Origin of the sequence: Kitasatospora sp. NPDC004615 (assembly GCF_042873545.1) — a bacterium.
Classification (GTDB): Bacteria; Actinomycetota; Actinomycetes; order Streptomycetales; family Streptomycetaceae; genus Kitasatospora.
In genome coordinates, this window is record NZ_JBIALQ010000005.1 from 422,545 (window position 1) to 434,857 (window position 12,313).

A 12,313-nucleotide genomic window follows, 5' to 3' on the forward strand; every position below is an offset into this window, starting at 1 on the left:
TCCGAACGGCCCGGCCCGAAGCCGAGAGTTGGTCGACCTGACCGTCCCGGTCGTATTCGTCGTCGATGCCGACCCCCACTCTTCACTGCCGCTTTCAGCGACGGTGGGTAACCGGGGACGGTGGGTTCTGCGATACCGCCGGTCGGGTGATCCCCCGAGGTCAGGGCGGTGGGAGCGATAGGAGATCATGTCGCGACCGGTTGCATGGTCGCCCACCAGGGTTTCGCACGGTACAGCAGAGACGAGGCAAGGACATGAAGGTCGCGTTCGGGTGGAAGCTGCACGGGGACGGCCGCGCCCCGCAGCCCGGGGCGGTGGTGAAGCCGGACGAGCGGCTGTCGTGGGGGCGCACCATCGGGCTCGGCGCGCAGCACGTGGTGGCCATGTTCGGTGCCACTTTCGTCGCCCCAGTTCTCATGGGCCTGGACCCGAACCTGGCGGTGATGGTCTCCGGTGTCGCGACGATCTTCTTCCTGCTGGTGACGAGCGGCCGGATCCCGTCGTACCTGGGTTCCAGTCTGTCGTTCGTGGGTGTGGCGGCCGTGATCAAGGCGCAGGGCGGGGACGCGGCGACGCTGACCGGTTCGCTGCTGGTGGTCGGTGCGGTGCTGGCGGCGTGCGGTGCGGTGGTGCAGGGCTTCGGCGCGAAGGTGATCCACGCGGTGCTGCCGCCGATCGTGACCGGTGCGGTGGTCATGCTGATCGGTTTCAACCTGGCGCCGGTCGCGGCGGGCGTGTACTGGCCGCAGGACCAGTGGGTGGCGCTGCTGACGATGTTCTTCACGGGGCTGGCCCTGGTGGTGCTGCGCGGGTTCTGGTCGCGGATCGCGATCTTCCTGGGTCTGGTGTTCGGCTACGTGGTGTCCTGGCTGTTCGACCGGATCTTCGGCCAGATCCACTCCTCGGTGGGCGGCGGCCCGGCCGCCGATCACTGGCGGCTGGACTTCTCGGGCGTCGGCAAGGCCGACTGGATCGGCCTGCCCTCGCTGCACGCCCCCAGCTTCTCGCTGTCCGCGATCCTGGTGGCGCTGCCCGTGGTGGTCGCGCTGATCGCCGAGAACGCCGGCCACGTGAAGGCGGTCGCCGAGATGACGGGTGACCGGCTGGACGACAAGATGGGCACCGCGATCATGGCGGACGGCGCGGCCACCATGATGTCCACGGCGGTCGGCGGCCCGGCGACCACCACGTACGCGGAGAACATCGGCGTGATGGCGGCGACCCGGGTGTACTCGACGGCGGCGTACTGGTGCGCGGCCGGTTTCGCGATCCTGTTCGGCCTGTGCCCGAAGTTCGGCGCGGTGATCGCGGCCATCCCGGGCGGCGTGCTCGGCGGTATCACGGTGGTGCTGTACGGCATGATCGGCCTGCTCGGCGCGCAGATCTGGATCCACAACAAGGTGGACCTGACCAACCCGCTGAACCTGGTCCCGATCGCGGCGGGCGTGATCGTCGGCATCGGCAACGTCAACCTGAAGATCACCGACAACTTCGAGCTCGGCGGCATCGCCCTGGGCACCCTGATCGTCCTGACCGGCTACCACACCCTGCGGGCCATGGCCCCGGCGCACCTCAAGCACCCGAGCCCGGCCAACGGCCCACTGCTCGACGAGGGCACCAGCACCTACGACGACAACAACCGTTCGGACAGCTGAACGTCCGACTGCCTGTGCCGCCAACCCCGTCGAACGCACCCCTGCGGTCGGCGGGGTTCGCCGTTCCGTCAGCCGGCCGCGTCCCGGGCCAGCAGCGCCGCCTGGACGCGGTTGGTGACGGCGAGCGCGGTGAGGATCCGGCTGACGTGCGCCTTGACGGTGCTCTCCCGCATCGCGAGGCGCTCGGCGATGTCGGCGTTGGCGAGGCCCTCGGCGAGCAGCGCCAGCACGTCGCGTTCGCGCGGGGTGAGCCGCTCCAGGCGGGCCCGGGCGGCGGTCGCGGCGGTGCGGCCGCTCGCGTGGTAGCGGTCGATGACGCGGCGCGCGGCGGCGGGGTGCAGCATCGCGGAGCCGGCCGCGACCAGGTGGACGGCGCGCAGGATCTCGGCGGGGTCGGTGTCCTTCAGCAGGAACCCGTCGGCGCCGGCGGCCAGCGCGTCGTAGACGTACCGGTCGAGGTCGAAGGTGGTCAGCACGATCACCTTCGGCGGCGACGGCAGGGCGCGCAGCCGGGCGGTGGCGGTGATGCCGTCCATCCGGGGCATCCGGATGTCGACCAGGGCGACGTCGATGCGGAAAGCGCTTGCCCGTTCGATCGCCTGGAGGCCGTCGGCGGCCTGCGCGGCCACCTCGATGCCGGGGTCGCCGTCGAGCAGGTCGGTGAGGCCGAGGCGGACCAGTGCGTCGTCGTCGACGACCAGGGTGCGAATCATCGAAGCCGCCCTTCGAGCGGTGGAACGGAAAGCATGTGCCGACGCGAGCACCCCCACACCCGGGCGGGCCGCCGGAGTGCGGCTCATGCGGAGCCGTCCTTCGCCGCGGGGTGCGGGAGGCGGGCGGACAGCCGCCAGGAGCCGGTGCCGGCCGGGCCGGCGTCGAGCCGGCCGCCGAGCGCGGTGACGCGTTCGCGCAGGCCGACCAGGCCGTAGCCGGAGTCGACGGCGGTGGACGCGGCGGTGCCCGCGCCGTTGGTGACCTCGACCAGGGTGGCGGGCGGCCGGTAGTCGACCCGGACCTCGACCTGCGCCCCGTCGGCGTGCTTGCGGGCGTTGGTGAGCGCCTCCTGGACGATCCGGTAGGCGGCCAGCCGGTGCGTGGTCGGCGCGTCCGGGCCCCGGCCGGTGACGGTCAGCGCGACCTGCTGCCCGGCGGCGCGGGCGTCCTCGACCAGCGCGGCGACCTCGCGGACGGCGGGCGCGTCGGCCGCTACCGCTTGCGGGTCGTGGAGCGCGCCGAGCACCTCGCGCAGGTCGGTGAGCGCCTCGACGGAGGTGGTGCGGAGGATGGCCAGCCGGTCGGCGACCGGGCCGGGCAGCTGGGCCCCGCGGGTGGCGAGGACGCCGGTGTGCAGAGCGATGAGGCTGAGCCGGTGGGCGAGGACGTCGTGCATCTCGGCGGCGATCCGGGACCGTTCGGCGGCACGTGCCGCGTCCTCCCGCAGCCGGGTCTCCACCCGCAACTGTTCGACCTGCCCGCCCAGGGTCTGCACCAGGCGGCGCCGGTTGCCCTGCCACAGGCCGAGCACCAGCCCGAACAGCAGCACCGTCAGCGTGGACATCCACCGCTGCCCGACCCACACCGAGGCGGCCCGCGGGCCCGCCAGGTTGCCGGCCAGCGCGAGCGCGGCGCAGAGCAGCGCGAGCCTGGTCCGCCGGGCCACCGCCAGGTCGAACATCACCGCGGCGAGCAGCAGATCGACCAGCCAGCCCCACCATGCGGTGAACACCACGGTCACCACCGGCGCTACTTTCAAACGTAGTTGAGGAACCGTCAGACACGCGGCGCAGCACGCCGCGGCCAGGGTGAGCTTCAACCGCTCGCTCTCGTAGCCGAGTTTGGCGCTGTTCTGGTTGATCGCCACCACCAGGAAGGTCAGCACCGCCGCCCGTCCGGCGATCGCCCACAGTGGGCTCTTCCACCACGTCACGGCGTCCATGCTAGGCAGTCTTCCCGGCCGGTGGGATCGCCGAACGGCCGTACCCACCACCGACTTTCGTCGGTACCGACGGCCGCCCGACGGCGGATCGCCGAAGCGCTTCGCGTTCCTAGCGTCGAAGGCATGACCGATCAGAGCATTCCGCCGCCGCGGCCCCGGGCCGACGGTCTGGCGTTCCTCCGCGAAGCCGTCCGCGACCTGCGCACCACCGGCGCGGTCGCCCCCAGCAGCCGGGCCCTCGCCCGGGCGCTGACCGCCCCGGTGCGGGTCCGCGCCCCGCACCCGATCGACGTCCTGGAGGCCGGCGCGGGCACCGGCGCCGTCACCCGCGTCCTGCTGCCCCAACTCCCGCGCGGCAGCCGCCTGGACGTGGTCGAGGCCAATCCGCGCTTCGCCGCCCGGCTGCGCGACCTGGTGCCCGCGCAGGCCGCCACCCGGGTGACGGTGCACCAGGCGTACGTGGAGGAGCTGGCCACCGACCGGCGCTACGACGTGATCGTCTCCGGCCTGCCGCTGACCAACTTCACGCCCGCGCAGGTCGATCGCATCATGGCCCGCTACCTCGAACTTCTGCACCCTGGTGGGACGTTGACCTGGTTCGCCTACCTCGGCACCCGTCGCGCCCGGGCACTGTTCGCCACCCGCGCCGAGCTCCACCGGCACGCCATGGTGGAGCGCACCGTGGCCGCCCACCTGCGGGCCGGCGCGACCGGCAGCCGCACCGTGCTGGCGAACCTGCCCCCGGCCCGGGTCTGGCAGCTGCACCTGCCCGGGTTGCCCGAACACCCGTCCGGCGCGACCTCTTGACCGCGCCCGCCACGCCGCTATCGTCTCCCTCGGCGCATCCGGTCTAGACCTATGACCGCTCTCCCGGCCCCGCCCCGATCGGTTGCCGGGAGGCGCGCCCTGACCCCACATCAGGAGGCAAAGAGAGATGAAGGCAGACAGAAAGGTGACCGCCGCGATCGGCGCGCTGGTCGCCCCGCTGCTCGGGCTGACCATGTCGGCCGGCACCGCCAGCGCCCACGGCTGGGTCACCGACCCGGCCAGCCGCCAGGCGCAGTGCGCCAACGAGGTCGTGGTCTGCGGGCAGATCAAGTACGAACCGCAGAGCGTCGAGGGCCCGAAGGGCCTGTTCAGCTGCTCCGGCGGCCACTCCGAGTACGCGGAGCTGGACGACGACTCCAAGGGCTGGCAGGTCGCCAACGTGTCCTCCACCCAGACCTTCAGCTGGCACCTGACGGCCCGTCACGCCACTGCGAACTGGCAGTACTTCATCGGAAACCGGTTGATCGCCCAGTTCTCCGGCAACAACGCCCAGCCCCCGGCGGACGTCAGCCACCAGGTGAACTTCGGCAGCTACACCGGCCGGCAGAAGGTCCTCGCGGTGTGGAACGTCTCCGACACCGCGAACGCGTTCTACTCCTGCATCGACGTCAACATCGGCGGCACCGGCGGCGGCAACCCCGGTGGCGGCAACGGCAGTTGCACGGCCGCGGCGTGGGACCCGGCCCGGGTCTACAACGGCGGCGACAGCGCCTCCTACAGCAACCACAACTGGCGCGCCAAGTGGTGGACCCAGGGCGAACAGCCCGGCAGCACCGGCCAGTGGGGCGTCTGGGAGGACCTCGGGGCCTGCAAGTAGCAGCCGCCCCTGAATCGGAACGGCCGCCCGGCGACCCCCTGTGGGGGAGGGTCTCCGGGCGGCCGAACGAATGACGGTCAGTCGATCCCGCCCAGCGCGTCCCGCAGTTGGGCCCGCGCCCGGATGCCGAGCTTGGCGAACACCTTCCGCAGGTGGTAGCCGACGGTGCGCGGCGACAGGTACAGCCGGGCGGCGATGTCCCGGTTGGTCAGCCCCCGGGCGGCGAGTTCGGCGATCCGCTGTTCCTGCGGGGTGAGCGGATCCTGCGACGCGCCGGCGTCGGCGGTCGACACGTCCGCACCGGCCGCCCGCAGTTCGGCGGCGGCCCGGTCGCGCCACGGCCCGGCGTCCAGGCGCCGGAAGGTCTCGAGCGCCGCGCCGAGCAGCGGTCGGGCCTCCGCAGACCGGCGTCGGCGCCGCAGCCACTCCGCGTGGTCCAGCTGGGCCAGCGCCCGCTCGAACGGCCAGTTGTCCCCGGCCGGATCCGCCAGCGCCGCCCGGAAGTGCCGTTCCGCGTCCTCGCCCTCGGCCAGCAGCGCCGCCGCCCGCTCGGCGATCGCGTGCAGTCGCGGCGAGCGGTCCTCGCCGAGGTCGGGCTGGACGGACTCCAGCACCGCACGGGCGTCCGCGGCCTCGTCGGCGTGCACGGCGGCCGCCGCCAGATCGCCCAGGTAGTACAGCGAGGCGTGGTAGTGCACCGGCCGGGGCCGGATGTCCCTGGTGAACACGGCCCGGATCTGCCGGTACGCCTCGGCGTGGTCACCGGCGGCGGTGGCGGCGATCGACAGTGCCACCCGATGGCGCACCTGGAGGGCCAGCGAGCGGCGCAGGTCGAGGCCGCGCACCGCCGCCTCGGCCCGCTCCCGGGCCGCCGGGTCGCCCTGCCGGGCATCCAGGGTGGCCTGCAGGATCCGGGTGCCGGTGGCGGACAGGTCGGCGCCCGCCTCGGCGGCCATCCACAGGGTGTCCTCGGTGCTGTTGCGCGCGGCCGTCCAGGCCCCCGACTCGTACTGGGCGAGCGCGAGTGCCTGCGAGACGGTGGCGTTGGTGCCGGCCGTACCCGCCCGGCGGAGCTGGTCCAGGGCGCGGCCGAGCAGCTCCATGGCGGGCTCCGTCTCGTCCAGGCACCAGGCGGTGCCGCCGAGGACGACGAGGTGGCCCAGGTCGTCCTCCCGCATCGTTGCGCGGGCCGCCACGAACAGCTCCAGCGCGCGGGCCCGGTCGGCGGTCGCGGCGGCGAGCCAGGCGCGGCCGACCGCGTCCGGCACGTCCGTCAACGGCTCGGCCAGCCGCCGCAGTTCGGACCGGTAGAAGGGGTCTCCGGAGGCGTACGCGGAGGTTGCGGCCACGCTGAGCGCGTTGAACGCGAGCCCGGGCAAAGTCGCCGAGTGCTGCTCGGCGACCGCCAACAGGGACTCCAGGGCCGCATCATGACGGAGAGTCACGCCGAGCGCCCAGCCGGAGTGCACGCCCGCCTGGGCGCGGAGCTCCGGCCGGTCGGTGGTCGCGGGCACCCGGGCGGTCAATTCGCCCACCCACTGCGGATGCCCGCCGAACATCGCGGACTGGGCGGCCGCCAGCAGCCGCCGGCAGCGCAGCTCCGGGTCCGGTGTGAGGTCGGCGGCGCGTTCCAGGGCCGCCGCGGCGGCCGCGTGCCCGCCCCGGCTGCGGGCGCGTTCGGCGCTGCCGGCGAGCGCGTCGGCGACCTCGGCGTCCGGGCCGGTCGCGGCGGCGGCCAGGTGCCAGGCCCGCCGGTCGGGTTCGTGGCCGAGCGCGCCCGCCAGCGCCAGGTGGGCGGATCGGCGTTCGGTGAAGGACGCCGCCCCGTAGATCGCGGACCGGACCAGCGGGTGCCGCAGCCGCAGCAGACCGTCCTGGACGCGGACCAGCCCGGCGCGTTCGGCGGGCTCCAGCGCCGCCAGGCAGTCCAGGCCTCCGGCCGCGCCGACCACGTCGGACAGCTCGCCGGTGTCGGTGGCCGCGGTGAGCAGCAGGGCCCGCCGGGTGTCCGGCGGCAGATCCGGGAGGTCCGCGGCGAACAGGTTCTCCAGCCGCTTGGTCAGCGGCAGCGTCCGGCTGCCGCCGGACTCGGCGCGGCCGTGGGCGAGGGCACGGCTGAGCTCCACCAGGGCCAGCGGGTTCCCGGCCGCCTCCTGAAGGATCCGGGACCGGGCCCGGCCGGACGGCGGAACGGGCTGGGCGTCCAGCAGCAGCCCGGCCGAGGCCCGGTCCAGCGGCCCGGCGGCCAGCTGCGGGAAGTCCCGGTCGAACCGCAGCGGAACGGTGTCCTCGCGGGCGGCGGCCAGCAGCGCGGCGGCCTCGCCGTCCAGCCGGCGCGCGACGAAGGCCAGCAGGTCCAGCGAACCGAGGTCCAGCCACTGGAGGTCGTCGACCACCAGCAGCAGCGGCTGCCGGACGGCGGCGTCACCGACCAGGGTCGCGACACCGACCCGCAGGTGCAGCGGATCGACCGGCTCCCCGGCCCGGGCCCCGATGCCGAACGCGCCGCGCACGGCCCGGCGCTGGATCTCCGGAAGCCGCCCGGCACCGGCCAGCAGCGGCCGCAGCAGCTGGTGCAGCGCGGCCAGGCCGATCCCGTGCTCGCTCTCGCTACCGCGGGCCCGCAGCACCAGCGCACCCCGCGCGGCCGCCTGCTCGGCGGCCTGGTCGAGCAGCGACGTCTTCCCGGCGCCGGGTTCACCGGTCAGCACCAGCACGGACGGTCCCCGGCCCGCGCCGACCGCCGTCTCGACCAACTCGCCGATCCTGGCCCGCTCGCCTTCGCGGCCGAGCAGTGGCTGCTCCGCCGGCAGCTGGGGTCGGACGGCCGCCGATTCCCCGGACGGCCTGCGCGGGCCCCTCAGGTCGGCGCCGGCAGGGGCGGTCGTCACGTCGCTGGCCTCGTCGTTCTTCGGATCCGTCTGGTCCCGGCCATCCTGCCACGCGGCGCCCCGGCCACCCGCCGGCAGCTGTGCGTGGACGGCACCGGACGCCCCGCAGTGCGCTGTGAGGCCAGTTCTGTGCACGGAGAGTGCGCGGAGAGGTCGGTTCCGCGCGCGGAGAGTGCGCGGGAGGTCGGTTCCGCGCGCGGAGAGGATCAGGCGGGGCGGGTGTCGGCGCGGCCCTGCCACTGGCTGGGGGTCAGGCCGTAGACCTCGCGGAACACCCTGCTGAAGTGCGAGGCGCTGATGAATCCCCAGCGACCCGCGACGACCGCCACCGGCACCCGGCGGTTCGCCGGCCGGTCCAGGTCGCGGCGGCAGGCTTCCAGGCGGCGGTGGCGGATCCACTGGCCGACCGTCGTGCCGTCCTGCTGGAACAGCCGGTGGAGGTAGCGGACCGAGATGCAGAGGGCGCCCGCGACGGACTCCGGCGACAGCTCGGGGTCGCCCAGGTTCTGCTCGATGTGGGCCCGGATCCGGGCGAGCAGTTCGGCGGAGCCGCCCGCCCGGCCCGGGTCGTCCTGGTCCAGCAGGTCCGTGATCAGGAGTGCGAGCAGGTCGGCAGTGCTGCGGGCCAGCCGGATCCGGGCCAGCGGGGCGAGGCGGTCGGAGTGTTCGCCCAGCGCGGCGAGGAACTGCGAGGCCAGCGCCCCGGTCCCGGTGGAGCCCGGGGCGAGCAGGGTGCCGGCGGCCCGCACCTCGGCCGCGGAGATCCCCAGCACCTTGCACGGCACCCGGTACATCCGGCTCGCGCAGTCGGCCCCCCGCAGCAGGTTCGCCGGGTACCGACCGCCACTGATCACCAGATCGCCCGGTACGACGGGCAGTTCGGCGTGCGGGCGGCGCAGGACCGCCCGCCCGGCCAGGTGCAGCGTGACGTAGACGCACTGCTCGGCGGCGGCGCCCGCCGATGCGGGCAGCAAGTCGAGGATGCCGCCGCCGGAGCCCGCCTCCGGGGCAGGCCGCGGCGCCGGGACGAATGCCGAGAGAGCGCTGGGGGCGGACAGGAGTGCGTTGGTGCCCGAGTGGTGCATGGAAGGGTCCCATCGTGTCGTTCCAGAGGTCGGTACAGGCCCCGACCGGCTCTCGCGCCGCGTGAAGGTTCGAATACGTCCGACCGGTGCGGGATCGGTGCTCCGAAGGTTCACACCCGGCAACGGTCCGAGCCTGGAAGGGGCGGCCGAGGAGCGCACCGGTCGGATTCCGTCCGGGCTGCGTCGCGCCCCCTCGTCCTGACAGCATTCCTATCCGCCCGGAACGGCGGCGGCCAACCGCCCGCCCACGCGGACCGGCGACTCACCGGCCACCCGCCAAGCCGCCGAAACCCGCCCTGACCTGCGACGATGCCATCCCACCCGGGGCCGGCCGGCGGGCGGAGCAGGTCACGGCGACTGGTCATTCGACCGATGCCCACCGAATGCCGCACGACTAGGTTCTTTCCGGCCGATCTTGTCGGATCAGCGCGTCTCCCCAGTCGTTGCGGACTGGGGGTGGGGTTCCGGCGGCACGCACCCGGCAGGATCGGCCGGACAAGCCCCGGGCCCCGCGCCGACGTCAACGCCCCGGGCCCCGCGCCGACGTCAACGCCCCGGCACCGGGGTCGGCCGCGTGTCAGCCCACCAGCTTCGCCCACAGGCCGGCCCACCAGCCGCGACGCCGCTCCGGCACCGCGCGCACGGGCTCGACCGGCGGAGCGTACCCGGCGGGCGGGGTGGGCGGCGCGGGCACGGGGGTGGAGATCACCGGGGCGCTGGCCGTGGTGGTCGGGTCCTGCGGCTGCAGCGCGTTGCGCGGGGTGAAGCTGACCGGCAGCCCGGTCAGGTGCCGCGACATCCAGTTCCCGCGCCAGACCAACTCGTCCTCCTCGACCGCCAGTTGGAGGTCCGGCAGCCGGGTGAGCAGAATGTCGATACCGGTCTCGGCGATCGCCCGGCCGATCTCCTGGCCGGGGCACTCGTGCGGGCCGCTGCCGAACGCCAGGTGCGAACGGTTGCCGAACAAGGGCTTGTTCAGGTCCGGCCGCACCGCAGGGTCGGCGTTTCCGGCGGCGAGGCCGATCAGCAGCATGTCGCCGGCCTTGATGCTACGGCCCGCGAGCTCGGTGTCGCCGGTCGCCCAGCGGCCCGGGACCAGCATGAACGGCGGCGCGTCCCACAGGACTTGGTCGAGCGCGTCCGGCAGGGTCATCTGCCCGCCGGACAGGTGGGCACGGAAACGGCCGTCGGTGAGCACCATCTTCAGCGTCTCGGAGATCAGGTTGATGGTGGTCTCGTTGGCCGCCAGCAGCACCGATCGCAGGTGCTGGAGCACCTCGTCCTCGCTCAGGCCGGACTCGTGCTCCATCAGCCGGGTGACCAGGTCCGATCCGGGGGCGGAGCGCTTGCGGTCCATGGTGCGGCGCAGCGACTCCACCACGTACTCGTTGGAGGCGACGGCGGTCTCGGTGCCCCGGACCAGGTCGCGGGCGGCCTCGACCAGCCGCGGGCCGTACTCCTCGGGCATGCCGACCAGTTGGGTCATCACCAGCATCGGCAGCTGCTCGGAGAACTGGGAGACCAGGTCGGCCCGGCCGGTGCCGCCGAACTCGGCGATCAGCTGGTCGGCGAAGCGGGTGACGTAACGCCGCATGCCGCGCCGGTCGAAGCCGTTCAGGCCGTCGGTGACGGCGGTGCGCAGCCGCCGGTGCTCCTCGCCGTCGACGAACGAGCAGGTCGGCTGCCAGGCGATCACCGGCAGCACCGGCGAGTCGGGGGCGACCCGGCCCTCCTGGAACTCGGTCCAGCGGCGGGAGTCGCGGGAGAACCGGGAGGGGGTGCGCATCGCGGTGAGGTTGGCGGAGTAGCCGAGCACCAGCCAGGCCGGCAGGTCGCCGTGCAGCAGGACGGGCGCGACGTCGCCGTGCTCGGCGCGCAGCTTCTCGTACAGGCCGACCGGGTCGGCCTCGGCCTCCGGCCCGAACAGCCGCCGCAGGTCGCTCCGTTGGAGCGGGGTGGCGCCGTGGGCCGGGCAGCCGGGCGGGGGGACGGCGCCGTTGTACGTGCGCTCTTCGGGGATCACGGGAGGTCTCCGATCGGTACGGTGCAGGGCGTCAACGGACGTGTGGGGCTTCAGCCGGCAGGCCGGGCTTCAGCCGACGGGCCGGGCTTCAACCGGCGGGCCGGGCTTCAACCGGCGGGCCGGGCTTCAGCCGACGGGCTGGGCCGCGAGGTCGTACAGGTAGCGCATCAGCGCCATCAACACGTCGCGGCCCGACTCCCGGGCGCGGGCGTCGCACTCGACGATCGGCACGTGCGACGGCAGGTCGAGCGCGGCGCGCAGTTCGTCGAGCGGGTAGGCCGGGGACTCGGGGAAGGAGTTGACGGCGACGACGAACGGCACGCCGCGGTCCTCCAGCCGGCCCAGCACGTCGAAGCCGGCCTCCAGGCGGCGGGTGTCGACCAGCACGACCGCACCGAGTGCGCCTTCGAACAGGCCGTTCCAGAGGAACCAGAAGCGTTCCTGGCCGGGGGTCCCGAAGACGTACAGCACCAGCTCCTCGCTGATGGTGATCCGGCCGAAGTCCATCGCCACGGTGGTGGCGCGCTTGCGTTCCACCCCGGCCAGGTCGTCGATGCCGACGCCGGCCTCGGTCATGGTCTCCTCGGTGGTCAGCGGTCGGATCTCGCTGACCGAGCCGACCAGGGTGGTCTTGCCGACCCCGAAGCCGCCGACCACGACGACCTTGACGGCGGCGGCCACCGTGGCCGGGAGCAGGTCGGCCTCGCGCGGCCCGCGCACCGGCTCAGAGCCGCTGAAGTCCATGGATCACTGCCTCCAACAGGGAAAGGTCGGGAAGGTCGGCCGGCGGGATCGGGGCGCGCGCCTCGATCCGGCGTGCGCCGAACAGCTCGGTCAGCAGGTCGATGACCAGGCTGTTCGGCAGTCGCAGGTACGCGGAGATCTCGGCCACCGACAGCGGCGAGCCGCAGATCCGCAGGATCGCCGCGTGCTCGGGCGGCATGGCGGGCTCGGGCCGGGAACGGGCGAGGATCAGCGTGACCAGGTCGAAGTCCGTCGCGGCGGGCTGCCCGTCGCGCCCCCGGCCGATCACGAAGTACCGCTCGGGGCCGACCTGTTCCCAGTCCTGGTTGCTCAT

General features: G+C 73.8%; 10 protein-coding genes. 3 read left to right on the plus strand and 7 right to left on the minus strand.

What is annotated here, in order from left to right:
* The first annotated feature begins 254 nt into the window (after positions 1–254).
* Positions 255–1,655 carry a uracil-xanthine permease family protein gene (locus ACFYS8_RS19860; protein ID WP_387642812.1) on the plus strand — a complete coding sequence of 467 codons (1,401 nt, stop codon included), beginning with the start codon at positions 255–257 and terminating at the stop codon, positions 1,653–1,655.
* A gap of 68 nt (positions 1,656–1,723) precedes the next feature.
* Here ACFYS8_RS19860 and ACFYS8_RS19865 read toward each other — a convergent pair whose 3' ends face one another.
* Complete coding sequence (locus tag ACFYS8_RS19865) at positions 1,724–2,368, minus strand: response regulator (protein WP_387642813.1); 645 nt, start codon at positions 2,366–2,368, stop codon at positions 1,724–1,726.
* 83 nt (positions 2,369–2,451) lie between these two features.
* Positions 2,452–3,591, minus strand: coding sequence for a sensor histidine kinase (locus tag ACFYS8_RS19870; protein WP_387642814.1), 1,140 nt, complete (start codon positions 3,589–3,591; stop codon positions 2,452–2,454).
* A gap of 123 nt (positions 3,592–3,714) precedes the next feature.
* Here ACFYS8_RS19870 and ACFYS8_RS19875 point away from each other — a divergent pair, with 123 nt between their 5' ends.
* Both ACFYS8_RS19875 and ACFYS8_RS19880 read left to right on the plus strand, forming a co-directional pair.
* The gene (locus ACFYS8_RS19875) at positions 3,715–4,398 is read left to right on the plus strand and encodes a class I SAM-dependent methyltransferase (protein ID WP_387642815.1); all 684 of its coding nucleotides are present in this window, start codon (positions 3,715–3,717) and stop codon (positions 4,396–4,398) included.
* Between the two features lie 127 nt (positions 4,399–4,525).
* Entirely contained in the window at positions 4,526–5,236 is a 711-nt protein-coding gene (locus ACFYS8_RS19880) for a lytic polysaccharide monooxygenase (protein ID WP_387642816.1), read from the plus strand.
* A gap of 77 nt (positions 5,237–5,313) precedes the next feature.
* Here ACFYS8_RS19880 and ACFYS8_RS19885 read toward each other — a convergent pair whose 3' ends face one another.
* The 5 genes from ACFYS8_RS19885 to ACFYS8_RS19905 all read right to left on the minus strand — a co-directional run bounded on the left by ACFYS8_RS19885 (position 5,314) and on the right by ACFYS8_RS19905 (position 12,313).
* A complete protein-coding gene (locus ACFYS8_RS19885) occupies positions 5,314–8,127 on the minus strand; it encodes an ATP-binding protein (protein WP_387642817.1) in 2,814 nt (937 codons plus the stop codon).
* A gap of 206 nt (positions 8,128–8,333) precedes the next feature.
* A complete protein-coding gene (locus tag ACFYS8_RS19890) occupies positions 8,334–9,212 on the minus strand; it encodes a helix-turn-helix domain-containing protein (protein WP_387642818.1) in 879 nt (292 codons plus the stop codon).
* A gap of 577 nt (positions 9,213–9,789) precedes the next feature.
* A complete protein-coding gene (locus tag ACFYS8_RS19895; RefSeq protein ID WP_387642819.1) occupies positions 9,790–11,235 on the minus strand; it encodes a cytochrome P450 in 1,446 nt (481 codons plus the stop codon).
* Between the two features lie 126 nt (positions 11,236–11,361).
* Complete coding sequence (locus ACFYS8_RS19900; RefSeq protein WP_387642820.1) at positions 11,362–11,979, minus strand: ATP/GTP-binding protein; 618 nt, start codon at positions 11,977–11,979, stop codon at positions 11,362–11,364.
* On the minus strand, positions 11,960–12,313 hold the full coding sequence (locus ACFYS8_RS19905) for a DUF742 domain-containing protein (protein WP_387642821.1): 354 nt from the start codon (positions 12,311–12,313) through the stop codon (positions 11,960–11,962). Before ACFYS8_RS19905 ends, ACFYS8_RS19900 begins: the two co-directional genes overlap by 20 nt.

Bases quoted from the DNA above. Each gene is read 5' to 3' on its own strand.
- ACFYS8_RS19870 (WP_387642814.1), bottom strand. From the start codon at position 3,591: ATGGACGCCGTGACGTGGTGGAAGAGCCCACTGTGGGCGATCGCCGGA.
- ACFYS8_RS19890 (WP_387642818.1), bottom strand. From the start codon at position 9,212: ATGCACCACTCGGGCACCAACGCACTCCTGTCCGCCCCCAGCGCTCTC.
- ACFYS8_RS19905 (WP_387642821.1), bottom strand. From the start codon at position 12,313: ATGAGCAACCAGGACTGGGAACAGGTCGGCCCCGAGCGGTACTTCGTG.
- ACFYS8_RS19900 (WP_387642820.1), bottom strand. From the start codon at position 11,979: ATGGACTTCAGCGGCTCTGAGCCGGTGCGCGGGCCGCGCGAGGCCGAC.
- ACFYS8_RS19860 (WP_387642812.1), top strand. From the start codon at position 255: ATGAAGGTCGCGTTCGGGTGGAAGCTGCACGGGGACGGCCGCGCCCCG.
- ACFYS8_RS19875 (WP_387642815.1), top strand. From the start codon at position 3,715: ATGACCGATCAGAGCATTCCGCCGCCGCGGCCCCGGGCCGACGGTCTG.
- ACFYS8_RS19880 (WP_387642816.1), top strand. From the start codon at position 4,526: ATGAAGGCAGACAGAAAGGTGACCGCCGCGATCGGCGCGCTGGTCGCC.
- ACFYS8_RS19865 (WP_387642813.1), bottom strand. From the start codon at position 2,368: ATGATTCGCACCCTGGTCGTCGACGACGACGCACTGGTCCGCCTCGGC.